The sequence below is a fragment of the Acidaminococcus hominis genome, assembly GCF_900291475.1.
Taxonomy (GTDB): Bacteria; Bacillota; Negativicutes; order Acidaminococcales; family Acidaminococcaceae; genus Acidaminococcus; species Acidaminococcus hominis.
Genome location: NZ_OLMM01000001.1, coordinates 198,717 through 223,053, shown reverse-complemented (window position 1 = coordinate 223,053; position 24,337 = coordinate 198,717). Strand labels below are relative to the sequence as shown.

At 54.1% G+C, this 24,337-nt stretch carries 17 protein-coding genes; all 17 read left to right on the top strand.

Translation table 11 applies throughout. The features are described from left to right. The first annotated feature begins 120 nt into the window (after positions 1-120). Positions 121-279 carry a hypothetical protein gene (locus tag C7E10_RS11980; RefSeq protein ID WP_158572329.1) on the top strand — a complete coding sequence of 53 codons (159 nt, stop codon included), beginning with the start codon at positions 121-123 and terminating at the stop codon, positions 277-279. 191 nt (positions 280-470) lie between these two features. Further along, positions 471-1,304 carry a PHP domain-containing protein gene (locus tag C7E10_RS00875; protein WP_105325504.1) on the top strand — a complete coding sequence of 278 codons (834 nt, stop codon included), beginning with the start codon at positions 471-473 and terminating at the stop codon, positions 1,302-1,304. A gap of 19 nt (positions 1,305-1,323) precedes the next feature. Continuing rightward, positions 1,324-2,235 (top strand): Asp23/Gls24 family envelope stress response protein, encoded by a 912-nt coding sequence (locus tag C7E10_RS00870; protein ID WP_105325503.1) that lies wholly within the window; start codon positions 1,324-1,326, stop codon positions 2,233-2,235. A 31-nt stretch (positions 2,236-2,266) separates the two neighbouring features. After that, entirely contained in the window at positions 2,267-3,250 is a 984-nt protein-coding gene (gene rnhC, locus C7E10_RS00865; RefSeq protein ID WP_158572330.1) for a ribonuclease HIII, read from the top strand. A gap of 239 nt (positions 3,251-3,489) precedes the next feature. Further along, positions 3,490-4,494 (top strand): lysylphosphatidylglycerol synthase transmembrane domain-containing protein, encoded by a 1,005-nt coding sequence (locus C7E10_RS00860; protein WP_105325501.1) that lies wholly within the window; start codon positions 3,490-3,492, stop codon positions 4,492-4,494. Further along, positions 4,491-5,420, top strand: a complete 930-nt coding sequence (locus C7E10_RS00855) for an NAD-dependent epimerase/dehydratase family protein (protein ID WP_105325500.1) — start codon at positions 4,491-4,493, stop codon at positions 5,418-5,420. Before C7E10_RS00860 ends, C7E10_RS00855 begins: the two co-directional genes overlap by 4 nt. A gap of 41 nt (positions 5,421-5,461) precedes the next feature. After that, positions 5,462-6,433 carry a TAXI family TRAP transporter solute-binding subunit gene (locus tag C7E10_RS00850; protein ID WP_105325499.1) on the top strand — a complete coding sequence of 324 codons (972 nt, stop codon included), beginning with the start codon at positions 5,462-5,464 and terminating at the stop codon, positions 6,431-6,433. A gap of 208 nt (positions 6,434-6,641) precedes the next feature. Beyond that, the gene (locus C7E10_RS00845) at positions 6,642-8,309 is read left to right on the top strand and encodes a ribonuclease J (protein ID WP_105325498.1); all 1,668 of its coding nucleotides are present in this window, start codon (positions 6,642-6,644) and stop codon (positions 8,307-8,309) included. A gap of 41 nt (positions 8,310-8,350) precedes the next feature. After that, positions 8,351-10,681 (top strand): FtsK/SpoIIIE family DNA translocase, encoded by a 2,331-nt coding sequence (locus C7E10_RS00840; RefSeq protein ID WP_105325497.1) that lies wholly within the window; start codon positions 8,351-8,353, stop codon positions 10,679-10,681. Continuing rightward, complete coding sequence (locus C7E10_RS00835) at positions 10,678-12,141, top strand: helix-turn-helix domain-containing protein (protein WP_105325496.1); 1,464 nt, start codon at positions 10,678-10,680, stop codon at positions 12,139-12,141. Before C7E10_RS00840 ends, C7E10_RS00835 begins: the two co-directional genes overlap by 4 nt. Positions 12,142-12,177: 36 nt before the next feature. Continuing rightward, the gene (gene rimO / locus C7E10_RS00830) at positions 12,178-13,506 is read left to right on the top strand and encodes a 30S ribosomal protein S12 methylthiotransferase RimO (protein WP_105325495.1); all 1,329 of its coding nucleotides are present in this window, start codon (positions 12,178-12,180) and stop codon (positions 13,504-13,506) included. A gap of 6 nt (positions 13,507-13,512) precedes the next feature. Then, entirely contained in the window at positions 13,513-14,757 is a 1,245-nt protein-coding gene (locus C7E10_RS00825) for a competence/damage-inducible protein A (protein ID WP_105325494.1), read from the top strand. Positions 14,758-14,787: 30 nt separating this feature from the next. After that, on the top strand, positions 14,788-16,407 hold the full coding sequence (locus C7E10_RS00820; protein WP_420837390.1) for a DEAD/DEAH box helicase: 1,620 nt from the start codon (positions 14,788-14,790) through the stop codon (positions 16,405-16,407). A gap of 4 nt (positions 16,408-16,411) precedes the next feature. Then, positions 16,412-18,238, top strand: a complete 1,827-nt coding sequence (gene hflX, locus C7E10_RS00815) for a GTPase HflX (protein ID WP_105325492.1) — start codon at positions 16,412-16,414, stop codon at positions 18,236-18,238. Between the two features lie 2 nt (positions 18,239-18,240). Beyond that, on the top strand, positions 18,241-19,482 hold the full coding sequence (locus tag C7E10_RS00810) for a methionine gamma-lyase family protein (protein ID WP_105325491.1): 1,242 nt from the start codon (positions 18,241-18,243) through the stop codon (positions 19,480-19,482). A 228-nt stretch (positions 19,483-19,710) separates the two neighbouring features. Continuing rightward, positions 19,711-20,382, top strand: coding sequence for a hypothetical protein (locus C7E10_RS00805; RefSeq protein ID WP_105325490.1), 672 nt, complete (start codon positions 19,711-19,713; stop codon positions 20,380-20,382). A gap of 85 nt (positions 20,383-20,467) precedes the next feature. Then, entirely contained in the window at positions 20,468-24,190 is a 3,723-nt protein-coding gene (locus C7E10_RS00800) for an autotransporter outer membrane beta-barrel domain-containing protein (protein WP_105325489.1), read from the top strand. Positions 24,191-24,337: the final 147 nt, after the last annotated feature.

Below are 24,337 nucleotides of genomic sequence, written 5' to 3'. Positions count from 1 at the left end.
TGGCAGGTCTTTTGGGCGTGCAAACCGTGTAATTGGACTCTTGACAAGCGGACATTTTTAGAGGAAAATGGTTACAGAAAAGATATCGGATGCATTGGCTAAAAGAGGAGACTAAAATTTATGAAACATTTGTTACAGCTAGATTTTCGCAAAGCCTTGCTGATCGTGTTCTTCTTTGCCCTGTACCGGAGTTTTATCACCGGGTCGCTGATGACCATGGCCGCAGCAGGCCTGATGGGCATCGCCCTCCTGGTGGAGTTTGGCCGTTCCCGGACTTAGCAAGGGTCCTGAACGGAAGTGTGGAAAAGGTTCGGATGCAGAAAAAAGCTTCAAGCAGCGTGCTGCCTGAAGCTTTTTTCGTGAATAGGGCCTGGCCGTACTTTATGGAGCAGGGAGGTCTTCCGCTCCCACGGTACCTTTTTCGGCTGCAAACTGGTATAATAGAGGCATAATCAAAGAGGAGAATTATTATGCTAGCTGATTTGCATATTCATACAACGTTTTCAGACGGAATTTATACCCCCCAGGAGATTGTGGACCAGGCGGTGGAAACAGGAACGCACACCATTGCCATTACGGACCATGACAATATCCAGGCGTTTGGGCCGGCTAATTCCTATATCCAGGAAAAAGGCTATACCTTGGAACTGCTCCGGGGAGTGGAGATAGATACCAATTATTATGGACGGGACGTCCATGTGCTGGGCTACCATTTTCGCCCGGACTATAAGCCTCTGCTTCAGGCCATGGCCTGGAACCGGGTGGGGCGGATTGACCGGGTCAGCCGGATCATAGACAAAATCAACAGTCTGGGCTATCCCCTGACCCTGTCGGAGGTGCGGGACGAGGCTGCCGGCTCCAAGAGCCTGGGCCGGCCGCATATTGCCAGGGTGCTGGTCAAGAAAGGGCTGTTTCCCACGGTGGGCGCGGTGTTTGATGCGCTGATTGCCGAGGGAAAGCCGGCCTACTGCCGCCAGGTGAAAATGAGCCCCAAGGAAGCTGTACAGCTGATTCACGAAGCGGGGGGCATTGCAGTGCTGGCCCATCCGGCGGAAATCAAGAATGTGAAGCTGGTGCTCCAGCTGCTTTCGGAAGTGCCCTTTGACGGGATGGAAGTCTGGCACCCTTCTACCCTGAAGGAACGGGTAAAGCACGATTGGCTGTCCATTGCCAAGGAGCAGGGTCTTTTGCCCAGCGGCGGCAGCGATCTGCACGGGAATCCTGACCGGTTCCCCAATCGTTTGGGAGAATTCCCCATTCAGTACGAAAATATTGCTGGCGTAATTAACGCCAAAAACCACTAAAATAAAGCGGGTGCGGCAAATGAAAGTGATTGCGTTTGTAGGCCCCAGCGGTACCGGGAAAAGCTACCGGGCCATCGGGGTAGCCCACGACCATGGCTGCAATGGCATCATCGATGATGGGCTGCTGATTGAAGGCACCAAGATTTTGGCAGGCAAGTCGGCCAAAACGGAACAGAATAAGGTACAGGCCGTGAAACGGGCCATCTTTATGGAAGATGACCACCGGGACGAGGTAAAACACGCCCTGACGGCCAGCGATATAGATACGCTGCTGGTTATCGGCACTTCGGACAAGATGGTGCGGACCATCTGCAAGCGTCTGGCTATTCCGGCACCGGCGGAGTACGTGTATATCCAAGACATTGCCACAGGCCGGGAAATGAAAAAGGCCCGGGAAATGCGCCTGAAGGAGGGCAAGCACATTGTGCCTGTGCCCACCATTGAGCTCAAGCCCCATTTGTCCGGGGTACTGGTGGATTTGCCCCACCGATTGTTCAACCGGAACAAAAGCAATAAGCCCCATTTGGCAGAGAAGTCCATTGTGCGTCCGGCCTTCAGCTACTATGGGAAGATTTCCGTGTCGGACTATGTGGTCATCGACATTGTGAAGATTGTGGTAAAAAAGAACAGAGATGTGGACCGAATCACGTCTATTAAGGTGCGCCGCCCTTCGGATACCAGCAAGGGCATGACCATCTATTTGGAACTGATTCTGTTCTTTGGTGCGCCGCTTTTTGAAGTGGTGAAAACCTTGCAGAATAAGATTAAGCTGAAAGTGGAGGGTATGACCTCCATGCCGGTAAAAAATATTGATGTTTCCGTGCGCAGCCTGACGGTGCGGCCGGAAGATAACCCGGAAAATAGTGAAAAGCCTGCGGCGGAGGATGATCTGGAACCTGTTATTGAGGTGGAGACCGAGGCTGTGCCGTAAGCCTGGAACCGGGCAGATAAGGAGAGTGTGCATGGCACCGGAAGAATTTGCCCGTTATGTGGCAGACAAGAAGAAAAAACTGCAGCAGGTAACGGCTGAGCCTGTCCAGCAGAAGGAAATCAACTACGGTCAGCAGCTGCGCATAGAGCAGGAAGGCGTGGCTGTCACCGTAGCTTTTTATAATGGAAAGAAAGGGCTCAAAATCGTCTGGGGCGGCAAGGAGTCCCCTCTGCGGCAGGTTTGTGAGGACTGCCTGTCGGGGTATGCGGTGACGCCCAAAAGCGTTGGCTCTACTACAAAAGAAGCGGTACTGGGCGGTCTGCGGGAAGAAACCCTGACCCTCCTGGCTGGCAAGCCGGGCTTTGATGGCTATTGGGCCGGCAGCGACGAGTCGGGCAAGGGGGATTTTTTGGGCCCTTTAGTAGTGGCGGCTGTGGCTGTGCGGGAAGAAACCGCCAGGCAGTTTCTGGAGTGGGGGATTCGGGACAGCAAGACCCTGACGGACGACAAAATCCACACGCTGGCAGAAAAAATCCGGGAGCATGCGGCAGGGTACTCTGTACTGACCCTGCGGCCCAAGTTCTATAACCAGCGGTATGCAGAGTTGAAAGCCCAAAAGCAGAATCTGAACCATTTGCTGGCCCACGGGCACGTGACGGCACTGGCCAAGGTGCTCAAGGAGTGCCCGGACTGTCATTTCGCCCTGGTGGACCAGTTCACCCGGGTTAATACCATTACCCGGGACCTGGAAGGGGCGTTCCCGGGACTGACGGTGTATCAGCAGCCCAGGGGAGAGCAGGACATGGCGGTGGCTGCGGCGTCCATTTTGGCCCGGGACCAGTTTGTCCAGGTGATGCAGCAGCTGTCGGAAGCGGCGGGCTTTGCCCTGCCCAAGGGCGGCGGTGCCCAGGCTACCAGAGCGGGAAAGAAACTGCTGGAAAAGTTTGGGGCAGAGCGGCTGGGAGAATTTGCCAAGCTGCATTTTGCCAATGCCAAGGAAGTGCTGGGAAAATAGACGTGGGGAAGGTTTGATGCCCTGCAAACGAGAAGAGAAAAGAGGCCAAGTGTGTGCAAACAGCTGGGCGTCCTTTTGATATTTGCCGGAAATATAGAAATATTTTCCGTTGTGACAACAAATTTACGATTGTTTCTCATTTGGCTGCTATAGCTATGGTATAATAAAGAGATGAATCAATGAACATGACAAAAATAGGGGATTTCCCCTAAATACAGATAATGGCAGGTTTTCGTACAATGAATAAAACTGTTTTTCGCGTGCTGTGCATTCTGTTTGTGGTAGTGGTCCTGGTTTCGGCTGGGGTTATCTACTTTACTTTTGATGTTTCGGCGCTGCGGTATCTTTCCACCTTTAAATTTTATTATGCCATTCTTGCTTTGTTGGTCCTGTCCATCGGCCTGTTCTTCGATGCCAGCCGGCTGATTACGCTGACCAAGATTTCGGGCGAGAAAATGGATTATACCCATGTGTACAATGCTGTATTCGCCAACTATTTCCTGGCCCTGTTGACTCCTGGCCAGGGGGGCGGCGGGATTGCCATGCTGCTGTTTATGAAACGGGCTGGGGTTCCCGTGGCCAAGTCCACGCTGATTATCATTGTGCGTACGGTAATGTCCATTTTGTTCCTGTTTCTGATGGTCCCTATTGTGTTTTATTTGGACCCGGAACTGGTTGGCTGGATGCCCAACAGTGTAATTGCCCTGGTCTGTGCGTTCTTTATCCTGACTCCTGGGCTTTTGTGGCATCTGGTGGTAACGGGCAAGATTGAGCACTGGCTGGTGCGTTTCTCCAAACGGTTTTCAACCCGGGTGCAGGAAGCAATTTTCCTGGGCTACCGGGATTTCCAACAGGCTATTTTCATGATGCAGCAGCATCCGCTCCAGGTTTTCCGGGCCTTTATTGAGTCTGGTCTGAGTTTGCTGTTCATTTATTCCGTAGTACCGGTGTTCATCCGGGCCTTTGGCATTCACATTCCTCTGTCCGTAATTATGGGCCGGATGTGCCTGATCAACCTGATTCTGTACTTTACGCCTACTCCTGGGGGTTCCGGCGTGGCAGAAGGCGGCTTTTTGGTACTGTTTAATCCCATTTTGCCTCCGGGCGTCTCCGGGGTGCTGGCCGTACTGTGGCGTTTCTTCTGTGAATACATTCCCTTCAGCATTGGGGCTGTGCTCACCATCCGTTACTTCGGCGTGGATATTTTGACGCAAATTCGCAATAGGAGGAACCTGGATTCATGACAAATATTCTGGTTACTGGCGGAGCAGGGTTTATTGGCTCCCATGTGGTTGCCTTGCTGCTGAAGCAGGGGTATGAAAAGGTATGCGTGCTGGACAATCTGTCCACTGGTAAAAAGGAAAACGTTCCCGCTGCCGTGCCCTTGGAAGTCCTGGACATCCGCAGCCCAGAACTTGAAGCCTTTCTCCAGAAACAGCAGTTTGATGTGGTAATCCATCTGGCGGCCCAGACCATGGTGCCCTTTTCCATGGCCCATCCGGATCTGGACGAAGCCATTAATATTTCCGGGATGGTGCATCTTTTGGAAGGCTGCCGGAAAAGCGGCGTGAAGAAGATTATTTTCTCCTCCAGCGCAGCCATTTACGGGGATAACCAGAACCTGCCCCTGAAGGAAACGGAAGCTCCGGCTCCCACGTCCTTCTATGGGCTCACCAAGGCGGCTGGGGAGCAGTACATCCGGCTGTACGAAAAGGCTTTTGGCCTCAAAGGCATCATCTTCCGCTTTGCCAATGTATACGGGGAGCGGCAGGGTGAAACTGGCGAAGGCGGCGTCATCAGCATCTTCGCCCAAAAGATTGCCAAACAGGAAGCGGTTTCCATTTTTGGGGACGGGAACCAGACCCGGGACTTTGTGTACGCCGGGGATATTGCCCGGGCCATTGTACTGGGAGTGGGCTATGAAGGCTCTGGTACCTTTAACGTTTCCACCAACCAGGAGGTCAGCCTGAACCAGTTGATTGCAGCCCTGGAAAAGGTTACCGGCAAGAAGCTCCAGGTAAACTACGGACCCGTACGGCCGGGAGATATTTATGCTTCCGTATTGTCCCACCAGGCCATTGTAGAAAAACTCAACATGACGGAGTTTACCCCTCTTGAACAGGGCCTGGCCAAAACCATGGCCTATTTTCAACGCCAGTACGGCAAATAATCAGCTACTAATTGAATGAAGGAATCCGGAGGTTTGGACCCATGAAAAAGTTTAGCGTATTTTGTCTCTTGCTGTGCCTGCTGCTTTTAGGCGGCTGTGCCGGCAGCAGCCAGAGCAGGGATAAAATGCAGAACAAGACCATGCGTCTGGCCACCGGCCAAAGCGGCGGTGCCTATGCGGGGCTGGGGGATGTTTTGACGCCCCTGCTGAACCAGAACATGAAGGGCGCTGCCGTTAAGACTGTAGAAACCAATGGTTCTGCAGCCAATATTGAGCTGCTGCGGCAGAAACGGGCAGAGCTGGCCCTGGTGCAGGGTGATGCGGCCTACGGGGCCCATACCGGGACGGAATCCTACCAGAACCGGAAAATGAGCAATCTCCAGGCCATCGGCACCCTGTTTGTGGAGCCGGTGCAGATTATCACCTACGATGTGACGGGAATCCGCAAACTGTCCGACCTGAAGGGGAAAACGGTGTCCGTAGGAGCAGCTGGCTCCGGCATGGAAAGCAACGCCCAACAGGTACTGGCTGCTGCAGGCATTACCTATGATGACCTGAATATCCAATATCTATCTGTAGCGGATACCCTGCGGGCGCTGAAGGAAGGCACGGTAGATGCGGCGTTTGTTACGTCGGTGCTGCCTACGCCGGCCCTTCAGGAATTGTCCCGGCAGCGGCGGCTGGTATTTGTACCGATAGCGGGCCAGGCCGCAGAAGAATTGTTGCGGAAGTACGATTTTTATCAGGAACTGGTGATTCCTGCGGGAACGTACGCTAACCAGACAGAAGCCTGTCCTACGGTGGCGGTGGAATGCCTTTTGGTGACCACCGATGGTACCAGCAAGGAAAACGCCCACAAATTGGCGGAAACCCTGTACGACCACTGGAATGAGCTGCGCCAGCAGTTCCCGTATCTGCCGGAACGGTCCCTAGAAAATATTTTACAGAATACGGAAATTCCCCTGACACCGGGAGCAGAGCAGTTCCTGACGGAAACCGAAGCCAAACAATAATCCAACGTTCAGGAAAAGTAATTTGCAAAACGGGCTCCAACACTGTATAATGAACAACAAGAGACTAGACCTATCGGTTTCGAAAAAGGGCCAAATGTTCGGAATCGTAGGGAATACGGGAAGAGAATCAAATAGTTTCGTTTGTTGGAGTATGGACGAAAATATACTCCAGTATTTCTATATGTAAAATAAATAAGGAGGTGTCTTTTTGAATAAAGGACAACAAAAGAAGTTAAGCATTATCCCCTTGGGCGGTCTGGGAGAGATTGGCAAGAATATGACCGCATTTCAGTACGGCAATGATATGATTTTGGTGGATGCTGGTTTGGCATTCCCCGATGACGATATGCTGGGCATTGATCTGGTAATTCCCGATACCACTTACCTGCAGGAAAACAAGGACAAGTTCAAGGCCATTTTCCTGACCCACGGTCACGAAGATCACATCGGCGCTCTGCCGTATATTATGAAGGACTTCAGCGTGCCCGTCTACGGAACTCCCCTGACCCTGGGAATCCTGGCCGGCCGTCTGAAGGAAAATGGTGTCAGCGACAGCAAATGCAAGGTGGTAAAGCCGGGCAACTCCGTACGGGCCGGCGCCTTCCGGGTGGAATTCATCCGGGTAAACCACAGTATTCCTGATGCCGTATGTCTGGCCATTCATACGCCTATCGGCGTGATTGTTCACACTGGCGACTACAAGTTCGACCAGACCCCTGTGGACGGTCAGGTGGCTGACTATGCAAAACTGGCGGAAATCGGCAATAAGGGCGTACTGCTGCTGCTGTCCGATTCCACCAATATTGAACGCACGGGCTATACGCCCAGCGAAAAAAGCGTGGGCAAGACCCTGGATGAACAGTTCAGACTGGCCAAGAACCGGGTCATTGTTGCCACCTTCTCTTCCAACGTACACCGGATCCAGCAGGTCGTTGACGCAGCTGTCATGACCCGCCGGAAAGTCGCTGTAATCGGCCGCAGCATGGTCAACGTAGTGAATATCTCCATTGAAATGGGATATCTAAACGTACCGGCCGGCGTGCTGATCGACATTGACGAAGCGAAAAACTACGCTCCCCGTCAGATTGCTATTATCACCACGGGCAGTCAGGGTGAACCGATGAGTGCCCTGACCCGGATGAGCAACAGCGACCACCGGAAAGTCTCCATTATGCCGGGGGATACGGTCATCATTTCCGCAACGCCTATTCCCGGCAACGAAAAGGGCGTAGCCCGGACCATCGACAACCTGTACAAACAGGGTGCTGAGGTGGTTTATGGCAAGGAGCAGGGCATTCACGTGTCCGGCCACGCCAGCCAGGAAGAAATCAAATTGATGCACCGGCTGATCCGGCCCAAGTTCTTTATGCCCGTCCATGGCGAATACCGCCATCTGGTAAAGCATAAGAAACTGGCCATGCAGCTGGGTATGCCTAAGGAAAACATCGTCATTGCCGAAAACGGCTCCGTAGTTGACGTAACCCCCAATTCCATCGGAATCAGCGGGAAGGTAACTGCCGGCAAGGTATTGATTGATGGTCTGGGTGTAGGTGACGTAGGCAACGTGGTTCTCCGTGACCGCCGCCAGCTGTCCCAGGACGGCATCCTGATTGTGGTGGTTACCATTGACCACAGCAACTACCGGATTGCTGCCGGCCCGGATATTGTTTCCAGAGGCTTTGTGTATGTACGGGAATCTGAGGAACTGATGGAAGGCGCACGGGACAGAGTGCTGAGTACCCTGGACAAGTGCCGGGAAAACAACATCACCGAATGGTCCGCCCTGAAATCGGCGGTACGGGATTCCTTGGGCAAGTATCTGTTCGAAAAGACCAGAAGACGTCCGATGATCCTGCCTTTGATTATGGAAATCTAAGTCTTAACTAATTCAAAACAAATCTTCAGGAAGGTAGAAGCGTGGAGAATAAAGGAAAACACGGGAGAAAAAAACAAACGAAATTTGATTTTACCATCAATCGGGAAGTGCTGGGGATTCTGCTGGCAGCCTTTGCCGTCTTTTTGGCGGCGGGGCTGGCAGGTCTGAATATCGGCAGCCTGGGGGCTTATCTGCTGAAGGTCCTGGTATATGCCCTGGGTGTGGGCAGCTTCCTTTTCCCCCTGTATGTGGGTGTTATGGGCCTGGCGTTTATCATCAACCATGAACACCTGCGGTTTTCCCGGAAATTCTTCACCCTTCTGCTGTTTCTTATTTCTATCCTATCCCTATGGCATGTGTACCACACACCGGAGGGCTCGGAACTGATTCCTGAGTATCTTATGACCGGTGGCGGCCTCTTGGGAGGCGCCATCGTGTTTGTTTTTACGAAAATATTGGGCCGGGTGGGTACGGTGATTCTCTTGAGTGCCAGTGCCCTGACGGCTTTGGTCCTCACCGGGAAGTTCTCCCTGAGCAAGCCGCTAAAAACGGCGGGCACCATGGCTGCCGAAGGAGCCGAAACTGCCGCCCAGAAATGGGAGGAAATGCGGGAACGGCGCCGGGAAAACAAGCATTCTTCTTTCTATAACCAGGAAGAGGACGGGAAAGAACTGCCTCTGTTCCCGGGACGCCAGGAAGAAAAACCTGCGGAGGAGCCCAAACTGACCTTTGCTGAACGGCTGAAAAAGGCCAGCAGCGGTCCTCTCCTGAAGTTCCAGAGGGAGCAGGTGGCTGCGTCCCCTTTGCCGGAACCGGCTTTTGCGCAGGCTTCTGAACCCTTTGGCGGCGAACCGGAAGACTCCGGCGAGTTTACGGTGCCGGAAAAGGACGGGGACAGCGGGGAAGAAAGCAACTACACCTTCCCGCCCCTGGATTTGCTGAACAAGGAAAAGCCCGTGAACAAGCGGAATTTCCAGCAGGAAATCGAGACCCAGGGTGGGACCATTGAGCAGACGCTCCACGACTTTGGGGTGAATGCCGCCCTGGTGAACGTGACCAAGGGACCTTCGGTCACCCGGTATGAACTGGAACCGGCCCCCGGGGTGAAGGTCACCAAGATTCAGAACCTGGCGGACGATATTGCCCTGAAGCTGGCTGTGTCCAGCATCCGGATTGAACCCATTCCCGGGAAGGCCGCTATCGGTATTGAAGTCCCCTCCCAGACGGTGGAACCGGTAACCTTCCGGTCCATTGTGGACTGTCCCGAGGTGAAAAACGCCAAGGGTAAGCTGTGCATTGGACTGGGTAAGGATATTTCCGGCCACGTGGTGGTGGCGGACCTGAGCCGTATGCCCCACCTGCTGATTGCAGGCTCTACGGGTTCTGGTAAATCCGTCTGCATCAACACCATTATTGCCGGGCTGCTGTATCGGTGCAAGCCCGAAGAAGTTAAACTGATCCTGGTGGATCCCAAGGTAGTGGAACTGACCAACTACAACGGGATTCCCCATTTGCTTACCCCTGTGGTGACCGGTCCTAAGCAGGCCGCTTCTGCCCTGCACTGGGCGGTGGTGGAAATGGAACGGCGCTACAGTCTGTTTGCCAAAACCCAGGTCCGGAAAATCGATGACTACAATGCCATTGCAGAACCTGGGGAGAAGCTTCCTTTTATTGTAATTATCATTGACGAGTTGTCCGATCTGATGATGGTGGCAGCGGTGGATGTGGAAGATGCCATTTTGCGTCTGGCCCAAAAGGCCCGGGCGGCAGGCATCCATCTGATCCTGGCCACCCAGAGACCTTCCGTGGACGTGCTGACCGGTACCATCAAGGCCAATATTCCTTCCCGGATTGCCTTTGCGGTTTCCTCCCAAATCGACAGCCGTACCATCCTGGACGCCAGCGGGGCTGAAAAGCTGCTGGGCCGGGGGGATATGCTGTTCTTCCCTACAGGGGCCAACAAGCCTCTCCGGGTACAGGGAGCCTTTATTACGGATGATGAGCTGAACCGCATCGTCGACTTTATCAAAGCCCAAGCCATTCCGCCTGCCTTTGCGCAGGAAGTAACTACCCAGGAATTGGCTGGAGATAAAAAGAACGCCGGTAATTCCGGTGATGAAGATGCTGAAGATGAACTGTTTGAAGATGCTGTGCGGCTGGTTATGTCCACCCATCAGGCTTCGTCCTCCATGCTCCAGCGGAAGTTCCGCATCGGGTATACCCGGGCGGCACGGCTGGTAGATGCCATGGAAGAAAAGGGCATTGTTGGTCCGGCGGATGGCAGCAAGCCGAGAGCGCTCATTATGAGTCCGACGGCAATCGAAGAAAGATTCTTTACCAAAACGTCTAAGAAAGAGGCCAACCTATTATGAAAAGCAAAATTGGAGCCTACTTAAGGCAAAAAAGAGAAGAGAAAAAACTCTCCTTGGAGGATATTGCCGAACATACCGGCATCCGGGAACCCTATTTGTCCGCTTTGGAAGAAGGGGAATTCAACAAGATTCCCGGAGATGTATTTATCCGCGGCTTTTTGCGCAACTATGGGAATTATCTGGGCCTGGATGGCAACCGGATTGTAGAGGCCTACCGGCTGGGGCTGGATCCCAAACTGGTGATGGGGGAGGAAGAAAAGGTGGAGATTCCGGTCAAGCCGGAGCTGCCCCGTTCTTCCGATACCATTGTGATTTCCCGGGATATGTTCCCCCTGCGGAAAAATCAGCCTGTGAAGGCGGCTGAACCCGCAAAGGAAACGGCTGCCGCTCCGGCGGTGGAAAACCCGGCAGAGGAAACTAGTCCGGAAACGGACGTAAAAACCGCTAAGCCGGCGGAAGCCGGTGCTGGCCTGGGGGCTATTGCAGCGGTAGAGCTGGAAGAAGCCATTAAGGCGGACAAGGAAGCCGCTGCCCAGGAAGAAGCTGCCAAAAAGGCGGCAGAACCTGCTGCGGCGGAGGAGCCTGCTGAAGCAAAACCGGAGGCTGAGGCTGACCAGCAGAAGGAAACGGCTGCGGGTACTACTGCCCTGGCAGGTGCGGCAATGGGTACCGCAGCAGGCGCTGCTGCCAGTACTGAAGCTGGTGCAGCAGGCACAAAAGTCGCTGAAGCAGCAGCTATAGACGCCACCGCCGGTACTGCCAGCGAAGAAGCAGCGGTCAGCAGCCCCAGTGATCCTAGCTCTGCCTCGGACGCTTTGGGCAAGGCCCAGGTCAAGGCGGCAGCCGTTTGGGCGGCAATCCAGGATAAGTTCCACCTGATGATGGACAAAATCCGGGAATTTATTGATGAAAATCTGTATGAAACCGTACCGGAGGAGGACGGCGGCGTAGTAGCCGAAGAACCTTCCCGGGGCCCTGGTTTCAGTTTTAAGGTCTTTGCTACGGTCTTTGGGGTATGCCTGGCCATTTTTGCTATGGTTATGGCCTACTTTATTTTCGGCGGGAAAACCACGCCGGACCTGCAGCCTGCCACCAACCTGACGGATGGGGTTAAATCCGACCATTCCACCCAGAAGGCACCGGAAGCCAAGCAGGAAGAACCGAAAAAGGAAGAAAAGAAAGAAGAACCCAAACCCACCCAGAAAACCCTGGGCTTGGGCAATAAGGTAACGGTTGAAATCACCTATAAGAAGCCGGTTTGGACCCAGACCCATGTGGACGGAAAAGTGGTAGAAGCTGCCACCATTCCTGCGGGCTCTACCCGTACCTACAAGGGGGATAAGGAAGTTTCCCTGAACCTGGGCAGTATCCGGGATGTGGAAATCAAGGTCAACGGCAAGGTGGTTCCCTACGGTGAAAAAGAGTGGGGCGTTGCCAATAAGACGTTCCGGGCCAACTAAGGCCTGATGCGGTAAGAAAGAGAGAGGAGCAGCAGTTTGGAAATCGGAGTTGTCAGCCTGGGCTGTCCCAAGAATCTGGTAGATTCTGAAGTGATGATGGGCCTGATCCAGGAAAGAAATTGGAAAATCACCAACGATCCTTCCCAACCGGATGTGATTATTGTCAATACCTGTGGTTTTATTGAGAGCGCCAAGACGGAATCCATCAATACAATCCTGCAAATGGCGGAATACAAGAAGGAAGATGCGGCCCGGAAGCTGATTGTGACGGGCTGCCTGGGTCAGCGCTATGCCGACGACCTGTTCAAGGACCTGCCGGAAGTGGACGCCATTATCGGTACGGAATGCTACGAACAGATAGGTTCCGTCATTGACCGGGTACAGGCCGGGGAACGGTTTGTGCTGGTAAAGCCCCCCAAGGTCTATACCCAAAAGACCAAGCGGGTACTGGCTACGCCCAAGTACACTGCATATCTGAAGATTGCCGAAGGCTGCAACAACCGTTGTTCCTACTGCGCCATTCCGAAAATCCGGGGACCTTACCGGAGCCGTCCTTTTGAGGAAGTGTTGGACGAAGCCCGGAGCTTGGTGGAGCAGGGGGTGCGGGAGCTGATTGTGGTGGCCCAGGATACTACCCAATACGGCATTGACCTGTACCACAAGCTGCGCCTGTCCGAACTGCTGAAGGCCCTCAATGAGATTCCCGACCTGCGCTGGATCCGGGTGCTGTACTGCTACCCCGATTCCTTTACGGACGAGCTGATTGAAACCATGGCCACCTGCGACAAGGTCTGCAACTATGTGGACCTGCCGCTGCAGCACGCCAGCAACAGCCTTCTGAAAACTATGCGCCGCCGGGATACCCGGGAGCAGGTGGAAGAACTGCTGGCCAAGCTGCGTCGGCGGATTCCGGATATTTGCCTGCGCACCACGTTCATCGTGGGCTTCCCTGGGGAAACAGAGGAACAGTTTGCCGAACTGCTGGACTTTGTGAAAAAGGAACGGTTCCAGTGCGCCGGGGTGTTCACCTATTCCCAGGAAGAGGGAACGGAAGCCGGGGAAATGGAAAACCAGATTCCCGAAGACGTGAAGCAGGACCGGTACCATGAATTGATGGCGCTCCAGGCGGAAATTTCCGAGGAGATCCAGCAGGACCGGGAAGGCCGGGTTTTGGAAGTATTAATTGAAGGCAAGGACGAGGAAGATCCCAATCTGGCGGTGGGCCGCTCTTATGCGGAAGCCCCGGATATTGACGGGAAGATTTATGTGGAAGACGCTGGGGATCTGAAAATTGGGGATTTTGTAAAAGTACGGATCAGTCAGGGCTTCACCTATGAGGCTGTAGGACAGATCGTAAAGGAGTGATTCCTTGTGAACGTAGAAGTCATCAATACGGGGACGGAGCTGCTATTGGGAGATATTGTCAACACCAACTTCCAATACCTGTCCCGGATGCTCAATGATGCAGGCTTTAATGTGTTGTACCAAACCACCATCGGGGATAACGGCGACCGGCTGTTGGAAGTGTTGGGCGCGGCCCTGAAACGGGTGGATATCATCATTACCACCGGCGGTCTGGGACCTACCCGGGGGGACATTACCAAGGAAATGGTGGCCCAATATCTGGGGCTGCCCCTGGAACCCAGTGAAGTGTGGCTGGAAAAGCTGAGAAAGCATTTTGCCGCCCGCCATGTGGAAATGACGGACAACAACAAGAAACAGGCCATGATTCCTCAGGGAGGCATCGTTTTTGACAACCAGGTGGGCACGGCTCCCGGTATTGGTGTCTGGACTCCGGACCACAAACTGATTATTATGCTGCCGGGACCTCCGGCGGAGACCAGCTACGTTTTTTCCCACGAAGTGATGCCGTATCTGCGGCAAAGCTACAAGGACCAGGGCATCATCCACTCCCGGGTGCTGCACCTGCGGGGACTGACGGAATCCAAGGTGGCCCAGGAACTGGATGCCATTGTAATGGCCCAGACCAACCCCACCATCGCCATCTATGCCCGGAAGGGTGAGATCATCATCCGGATTACCGCCAAAAGCGACACCCTGGAAAAGGCGCAGGCCATGAATCTGGCCACAGAGCAGCAGATCCGGGGCGTACTGGGAGACTATATTTACGGGGTGGATTACGAAACCCTGCCAGAGGCATTGGGAAAGCAGCTGAAAGCCAAAGGGCTGACCATTTCCTTTGCCGAATCTTGTACCGGCGGCCTTGCCTCCAGCATGGTCACCGACATACCGGGAAGCTCCGAATACCTGATGGGTTCGGTAGTTTCTTATACCAATCAGGTAAAGCATCAGGTACTGGGAGTTTCCCAGGATACTTTGGAGCGCTATACTGCCGTTAGCGAAGAAACCTGCCGGGAAATGGCTGAAGGGATCCGCCGCCTTATGGGCACGGACCTGGGGGTCAGCATTACTGGAATCGCTGGGCCGGGCGGGGGTACACCGGAAAAGCCGGTGGGCCTGGTCTATGTAGGGGTGTCCGACAAGAATGGAACCCAAGTGCAGGAATGCCGTTTTAAAGCGGCCAGAACAACCATTAAATTACGAAGTGCCATGAATGCCCTGTCCCTCGCAATGGACCGGGTGAAAGATTTATAATTAGGAGATATTATGACCGAAAACAACGAAATGCAAAATAACACCACCACCATTACCCCTGCAGAAGAAATCACGTCTTTTGAAGACCTGCATTTGGACCGTAAAATCATCAACGCCCTGAAGGATATGGGCTTTGAAGAACCTTCCCCCATTCAGAAGGGTGCTATTCCCCTGGCTTTGGAAGGGGAGGACCTGATTGGCCAAGCCCAGACAGGTACTGGTAAGACGGCTGCCTTTGGGATTCCCATTATCCAAAACCTGGACGAAAAGAACCGCCACGTCCAAGCCCTGGTAATGTCCCCTACCCGGGAATTGTGCATCCAGGTAGCTGACGAAATCACCAAGATTGGCCGGACCAAACGGGTACGGGTACTGCCGGTGTACGGCGGCCAGCCCATCGATCGTCAGATCCGCAGCCTGCGCAACGGCATCCAGGTAGTCATTGGTACGCCGGGCCGTCTGCTGGACCATATTCGCCGTCAGACCATCAGCCTGGACCATGTGAAATTCCTGGTATTGGACGAAGCCGATGAAATGCTGGATATGGGCTTTGTAGATGATATGGAAGAAATCATCAAAAACGTTCCCACGGAACGCCAGACCATGCTGTTCTCTGCTACCATGCCCCGGCCCATTCTGAGCATCAGCAAGAAGTACATGAGAGCTCCCAAACTGGTGGCCATCCATAAGGAAGTCGTTACGGCTCCCACTATTGACCAATACTACTACGAAACCCGGGATAAGGTGGACGGTCTGTGCCGCATTCTGGACACCACCGACGACTGCCGGATGATTATTTTCTGCCGCACCAAGAAGGGTGTGGACGAGCTGGTTATTGCCCTGGCTACCCGGGGCTACGAAGCTGAAGGGCTGCACGGCGACCTGAGCCAGAATCAGCGTGACCGAGTTATGAAGAAATTCCGTCAGGGCCAGGTGGACATCCTGGTAGCTACCGACGTGGCAGCCAGAGGCCTGGACATCGACAACATCACCCACGTGGTGAACTTCGATATTCCCCAGGATCCGGAAAGCTACGTGCACCGCATTGGCCGTACGGGCCGTGCCGGCAACACCGGTGTTGCCCTGACCTTCATCACGCCTCGGGAATTCAGACAGCTGAAGCTGATTGAACGGAGCATCAAGACCAAGATTATCCGCGGCACCCTGCCTACCGATGCCAGCGTGCTGGAAAGACAAAGAGAGCAGATCGTTTCCAAGATGCAGAGCATTCTGGAACAGGATCGGTTCCATGAATACCTGCCCATCGTGGAAGCCCTGGAAAAGGACTACGATACCCAGGATATTGCAGCTGCTGCCCTGAAGTTCATGCAGGAAGGCGCCAAAGCCCTGGAAGAACCGGAAGAACAGGTGGGTCCTGCGGGCCTCAGCAACACCGGCGCAAAACCTGGCATGGTGCGCCTGTTTGTGAATATCGGCAAGAGCTCCCGGGTAACGGTGCGGGATATTGTCCAAAGTATTGCCATCGAAGCGGAAATTCCGGCTCACAGCATTGGCCGGATCAGCATTTACGACAAGTTCAGCTTTGTTGAGGTTCCCATGGAATATGCGGAAAAGGTTCTGGCCGTTATGCACCGGAACACCATCCGTGGCTACAAGGTGAACATGGAGCCGGCAAAAGCAAGAGGATAATTGTATGACTCATGAAATCTATGGACGGACGGAGGGCCTGAAAAAACAGGTCCTCACCCAATTAGAAGCAATCTATGAGCTGCAAGCAGGGCAGGGCCAACTGATCAGTCAGGAGTTGGCCCTTGTTTTGCGTGACCTGTCGGACCAGATCAAGCGGGAAATCTCCGTATATCTGGACCGGAAGGGGGTGGTGACAGCGGTAGCGGTGGGTTCCGATTCCCACGTGGAGCTGCCGGCCATCGACAGCCGCCGGAGCCAATTCCGGCTGTGCGGCATTACCTGCATCCATACCCACCCGGAAGGTGCAGCCAAACTCAGCGGGGTGGATATTTCTGCCCTGAAGGACTTGCGCTTTGATGCTATGGCGGCTATGGCGTGGGAAGATCTGTCCCAGGACCCCCTGTTGTCCTTTGGAATGATTACGGACCTGGATGACGACCAAAACCCCGTTGTGGAGGAATTTGGCCCCTTTACGGCCAAGAATGCAGCCCGGATTCCCTTTGGGAATATGATCCATATGATCGAACGGATTCTTGGAAAAAAGACCCGGGGCCACAGCCTGGCCAGCGGTCCGGAACGGGCCATGCTGGTTTCCCTGAACTGGGGGGACCCCCATGCCCGCTGGACGGCGGAGGATTCCATTCAGGAACTGGGACAGCTGGCGGAAACGGCCGGCGCCGAAGTGGTGGGCAAGTTTGTCCAGTCCCGGCCCAAACCGGACCCGGTATTCTTTATCGGCAAAGGGAAGGTCCAGGAACTGTCGCTGTTTGCCCAGCAGGAAGAAGTGGACCTGTGCATCTTTGACGACGAGCTGTCCCCGGCCCAGCAGCGGAATCTGGAGCAGGCTATTGGCGTGCGGATCATCGACCGGACGGGCCTGATTCTGGATATCTTTGCGGGGCGCGCCCGGACCAGTGAAGGGAAGCTCCAGGTTGAGCTGGCCCAGTTAAAGTATATGCTGCCCAGAATCATGGGGCAGGGCACCAGCCTTTCCCGGCTGGGCGGCGGCATTGGTACACGGGGTCCCGGCGAAACCAAGCTGGAAGTGGACCGGCGGCGGATTCGTGACCGGATTTCCTTCCTGGAAGACCAGATCAAGAAAATGAAAAGTTCCCGGGACCTGCAGCAGCGGGCCCGGAACAAGAACGAGGTGGCCCAGGTGTCCCTGGTGGGGTATACCAACGCAGGAAAATCCACCCTGCTAAATACCTTGACCCATTCGGACATCTATGCCCAGGATCAGCTGTTTGCTACCCTGGACCCCACCACCCGGCAGCTGGAACTGCCGGACCAGGGCTTCTGTACTATTACGGACACCGTTGGCTTTATCCAGCGGCTGCCCCACCAACTGGTAGCGGCCTTTAAATCCACCCTGGAGGTGGTAAAGGACGCGGACCTGCTGCTCCATGTGATTGATTGCAGCCACGAAATGGCCAACGAGCAGGAGGAAGCCGTGTACCAGGTACTCCAGGAGCTGGGCGTTACCGATAAGCCCATGCTGAAGGTGTACAACAAGATTGACAAGCTGGAACACCAGGAAGGTCTGGTGCACCGGCTTTCGGCCCAGGAAAATACCCTGTGTGTGTCTGCCAAGACCGGCGAGGGCATTCCTGAGCTGCTCCAGGCCATTGCCAAAGCCCTGGGCAAGGACGTGCTGGAGCTGTCCCTTTGCATCCCCTACGATAAGACCAAGCTGGCGGCCCAGCTTCACGAGGAAGCTACGGTGCTCAGCGAGGAGTACGGGGAAAAGGGCGTAATGCTGAAAATCCGGCTGGCCAAGGATAAAAAATCCCTGGTTGAGCCGTATATACTAGAGGAGGTTTCACTGTAAAAATGATTGAATGGGATAAAATTGAGCAGCAGGCCCTGGAATGCGTGGCCCGTCAAACCAAGGAACATGAGGAAGCGGCAGTCTACAACACCAAAAAGGTGCTGGACGCCTTTGCAGCCCATCAGGTAGCAGATTACTATATGCTGCCCAGCAACGGCTATGCCTATTCCGATACGGGACGGGACCAGCTGGACCTGATTTATGCGGATATCTTCAAGACGGAAGCGGCGCTGGTCCGTTCCCAGTTTGTTTCCGGCACCCATGCCCTGGCGGTGGCCCTTTTGGGCAATCTCCATCCGGGAGATGAGCTGATTGCCGCCACCGGCGAACCCTATGACACCATGCAGACCATTATCGGCAGCCCGGTGAAAACTCCTGGCTCCCTAACGGATCTGGGGGTCATTTACAAGGAAATTCCCATGGCAGGGGATACCCCGGACATTCCCGCCCTGCTCAAGGCCCTGAGTCCCAAGACCCGAATGGTTCACGTGCAGCGCTCCTGCGGCTACAGCAGCAAGAGAAAGACCCTGACCGTGGCCAAAATCGGGGAAATCTTTAAGGCCGTGAAGGCTGTGCGGCCGGACATCATCTGCTTTGTGGACAACTGCTACGGGGAATTCATCGAAAAGCAGGAACCGACGGAAGTGGGGGCGGACCTGGTGGCCGGCTCCCTGATCAAGAACCTGGGCGGCGGCCTGGCTCCCACCGGCGGCTATATTGCCGGCCGGGCGGATCTGGTAGAACAGGCTTCCTACCGGCTGACTGCTCCGGGCCTGGGCGGCGAAATGGGCGCTACCCTGGGGGATACTGCCCGGGAAATGTACCAGGGCCTGTTTTTGGCACCCCATGTGGTACTCCAGGCCGTGAAGACCTCCATTTTCGCAGCCTCCGTGTTCCAGTCCCTGGGCTTTTCTGTGTCTCCGTCCCCTGAGGACGTGCGCAGCGACATTATCCAAACCATCGTGCTGAACAACCGGGAAAACCTGTGTGCCTTCTGCGAAGCCATCCAGGCCCATTCCCCGGTAAACGCCCACGTGACCCCGGTGCCTTCCCATCTGCCGGGCTACCAGGACGAAATCATCATGGCCGCCGGTACCTTTGTGCAGGGCGCATCCATTGAGCTCAGTGCCGATGCTCCTCTGCGGGACCCCTTCCGGGTATTCATGCAGGGCGGCCTGACTTTTGAACACGGCCGCATTGCCATCATGGCTGCTGCCAAACAGATTATGGAACAAGGCAAATAAGAGAAATAAGAAAGAACGCTCCTACTGGATCTACCGGATCCGGTGGGGGCGTTTTTGCGTGCAGGGGAGGGTGGGCTAAGGTAACTTCTTACCGGCTTGCAGGAAAGCTGAATTTCTGTTCTCTTGACGAAGAAAAATCGCAATTTTATGTAAAATCCAGTTGTACTCTGCTATAATAGTATTGTGTAATAATTCTAGAAACAGGTTATACCTAAGGGGGATTACATCATGGGGAGAGAAAATAAATGGTTTTATGCTTCCATTATGGCTGCGGTTTTTGCTGCGGGGGCAGGCTTTCACCCTGCGCTGGCAGCCGGTATTACTATTGGGACCCTAGACCCGGCGACGAAGGTCCTAACGCCGGCGGCTAATACACCAACGGGATTAACTCTGTCTACTAAGGCTCTGTACGGGACGACCTATACACAGAACCCTTCTCATACGGCGCTTTCCTTATACGGCGAAGGAACGAGCCTGACGCTTGAGGTAACCTCTAGCACTCCCGCTGGTGGAGAACAGGATATTCCCGGTCTTGTGGCGGCTGGGTATGTAACCGAAGCTGCGACAGCAGCCACTGGTAATACGCTCTCCCTGACGGACCAGGCAGCCATTACTGTGAAGCTGGGTTACCATTACCAAGATAGTGACATTCATTACAGCCTTGCCGGCGGTATTTCCAGTCAAGGTGCCGCCATAGACAACAACGTTACTCTGAACAACACTCCTATAACACTCGTGAATAACCCGCAGCAAGCGGTGGATGAGAAAAATACAGAAGATAAGCGAGAGCTGCAAAAAAAACTGGCAAGTTTCTGCCAGTCTCGTCGGCGGTGCCGGTGCGTTAACGGCTGCTGGCAATACCGTTTCTATTACGGACGCTGTGATTACGGGGACGTATGATGGCGTCTATACTAGTCAACAGAATAGTCCTCTCAAGCTGAATGTTACGGGCGGTGCCGCCTTGGCTTCTGAGGCGACTTCCGGTATGAGTGCCAATCATAATAGTGTGACCATTACCCAAACAGCAGCCGGAGGTACTTCCAGAGGTGCCTATGGCGACATTACGGGCGGCTTTAGCAGCTACGGAGAAGCCAATAACAATGCTGTCAAACTGGAGAACCTGACCGGAGCAGCACTGGATAGCATCTACGGTGGCGTTTCTGGCATCAATGCGTTGCCGGATAAGCTGCTAGATTACAATCAGCTTACGCTCAATGACCTGTCCCAGACCTACGCCGTTTCCTATACTGCAGACAACAATACCGTTTCTGTAAGCGGCTCGAATGCAGAGGAAGGGGATATTTATGGCGGCTATGCCGCAAGCGATACAGAATTATCATCGGCTGCAGAGACTGCCTCAAACGTAACCGTGCCTGTGACCTTGACCGCACAGGCCAGTGGTAACACGGTCACTGTGGCTGACAGCACGGTGGACAGTATTAGTGGCGGCATGGCAGAAGGCAATCTTTTTACTAGCGATGAATTTGATACGGACCTCATTACCATTTCTCCCCAACTCATCATGCATACAGACGCAAACACAGTGAAAATTACAAATTCCACCATAACCTGGGATATCTATGGCGGCCACAACTGGATCATGGAAGACTATGGCACTAATTCGTATGCGACAAATCCGGATAAACTGACCCTCCTGACTGCCGATGAAAATACCGTTTACCTGGAAAATTCCCAAGTGAAATACGGTGTCTACGGTGGGTCGGCTCTTGATCAATACGATGATTATAAACTATTGGCACCAAGTCCCTTCCAAGGCGAGGCCAATGGGAACACCGTGACCTTAGTGAATACAGCTGCTGGAAGCGTAGTCTACGGCGGAGAAGTCGAGGGTATGGATGTTTTTTGGAGCGGTGCGCTTGATACGACGCTAACAATGGAAGAAATGGCCGCCATCATGAAACCCTCCAATGCTAACAATAATACGGTCACCATTACCTATCAGCTGGATACGCAGAATAAGTCCGGCGAAATTGCCGGCGGTTATACGGTCTATGGCGATGCCAACAACAACCAAGTCTCCGTGACAGGGAAAATTCTCGGTACCGGTACGGACGCGCAGGCTAATTGGTCTCTAGGCGGATTTTCAACTTATTCTGGCAGTACGCATGAGTATACCAGAAATATAGAAGGCGGCTATACCGAAGGCGGTAATGCCAATGACAACAAGGTTAGCGTAAAAAATGTGGCAATCCTGGGATCTGTCGTCGGCGGCTATGCAGATACATTTGTTGACTTCGCTTTAGATACGGCAGGTGCACTTTCGCAGAACTGTAATAACAATACCGTAGCTTTGGAGAATGTCTACGGTTTTTCCGAAGAAGGCAACAGCACCATCTATGGTGGTTGGGCTATAATTCAGGGAGACAATCCGCATGTTGATTCCCCTTTCGTTCCCAGCTATAGGACGACAGCGCAAATTCAGCAGAATGCCTTGGGCAATACAGTCACTCTGCAAGGTGACGTCGCCACGCCGACTATATCCATCGTAGATGGCGTCTATGGCGGCTGGTCCGGCGATGTGATTACCATCGGGATTCCCACCACGGCTGCAGACGCCCGCTTCTATACCGATACTGCTGCCAGTAACGACAACACCGTCTCCCTGTCTAACTATCAGTCTGGCTACGTCGTAGGCGGCGAAGCGGAACTCAACCTGAGTGCCATAGGCGTAACGGACGAGGAAGCAGCAGTAAGTACAGCAAGTACGGCAGAAACGGTAAGCGCGCCGACCGTCACCCTGGCTGCTGTCGGCACGGCCAATAACAACAAGGTCAGCCTCACCGGCAGTACCATTACCTCCTCCGTCCTCGGCGGTGCAGCCGTGGTTAACACCACCTTGGATGATGCTCTCACGAGCTCCGACATCACCTTTAACCGGACCCATTCTGACACAGCCCAAGGAAATACGGTCACTCTGGCGAAAACCAAGGTAACGGATAACGTCATCGGCGGCCTGGCCCTCCGCGGCACAGCAGCGGGTAACACTGTAACCATAGGAGCAGACTCGCAGGCAGCCAGCCTCTACGGCGGCGTCTCCGGCTACGGCAAGGCTATCGGAAATACGGTCAACCTGGCCGGTGGCACAGTTGCTAACGTCTATGGCGGCGCCACAGGCGTCCTGGGTACGGGCAGCGACCTGCAGAACTCTTTAACTGATGCCATCACCACTCTGGCCGACGTTTCTGCAACGATTACAGACCCTGACGTTTCCCAAAGCGATGCTAACGGCAACACGGTGAACTACTACGGCGGCACCGTCACGGACAGCATCATCGCCGGTAAATCTGCTTCCGCGGCGGCTGATAACAACACGGTCAATCTATATGCGCCCTTAGTGGAAACTGGACTGAACCTCTACGGCGGCATAGGCAAGACTGAAAGCACCGGCAACACGCTGAACGTCTACTCCAATGGTAATAGCGTGGGTAATTTGGACCACTTCCAAAAGCTCAATTTCTACGTACCTAAGAATGCAGTTGCCGGTGACACAATGCTGACGGTGACCGGTGACGCCAATCTTGCTGGCGCTGCGATTTTGGGCGGTGTAGAGGAAACCGCCAAACTCACCTACGGGGACGAAGTGAATCTCCTGTACGATGCCAATGGACTTAGCACGGATGGCGCTTCCCTGGGCGTCCTGCCTGGCAAAGACAGGATTCTGAACGCCGGGTTTGTCAGCACTCCGGTGGAAGTACAGCAGAAAGACAAGAATACCATTATCCTGAAAGTGCTGGATCGTTCCGCTTCCACCCTGTCTCCTGATACCAAACTGATTGCCGAAGGTAACGCCGCAGCCCTGAACTTCATTGGGGCGGGGGCGGATACCGCAATGGATGCGGGCTTTATGGCAGCCTCCCAGGCCAGTCAAAACAGCGAAAGCCAGAAGACCTTTACGCCTTACGTGACCATTGGCGGGCAGAATATGCGCTACGATACCGGCTCCTACGTGGACAGCAACGGCTACGCCGGGAACCTGGGCCTGGTGAGGAGAATCCCGAATGCCAACTCCGTGGATACCATCATGCCCTTTGCGGAATACGGCAAAGGCAATTATACCAGCCACCTGGATAACGGCAGCCGGGGGGACGGCACCCAGCACTACGGCGGCGTTGGTCTGCTCTTGCGTCGGGACCTGAATAACGGTGTATATTATGAGGGCAGTTTCCGGGCCGGCGTGATGGATGGGGATTTCCGGGGTGCCCTGGAAGGGTACTATACAACGTACGACACCCATGCCCGGTATGCCGGTGCCAGCCTAGGCCTGGGCCGGATCTATCAGGAAAGCGACAAGGATAGCGTGGATGTATACGGCCGGTTCAACTATACGCACCTCACCAGTGACGATGTAACCCTCCACAGCGCCTTGGGCACGGCGGACTACAACCTGGATGCCGCCGATTCCTACCGCACCAGACTGGGTGCCCGGTGGACCCATAACTACAAAGAAAATCAGTCCTACTATGCCGGTCTCGGCTGGGATTACGAATTTGACAGCACCACCAGAGCCACCTATGATGGCTTCAGTACCCCGTCGCCTGAGAGTAAAGGCTCCAGCGCTATGCTGGAACTGGGCTGGAAGAGCGATGCTACCAAGGAAAATCCCTGGGGCGCAGACCTGCGGCTTACTGGCTGGGCCGGGAAACAGAGAGGCCTGGTGTTTAATGCCAGCATTACACGGAGACTGTAAATGTGAAAGAAAGTAAAAATCATTCCTCCAGAAGCACTGAGCCTCAGGAGGAATGATTTTTTTCGTGAAATCGACAAACAGATGAGGCAATTACCGGTGGCGTTGAAGAAAACGGAGGATGGACTACAGTTTTTTGCAAAAACTGTA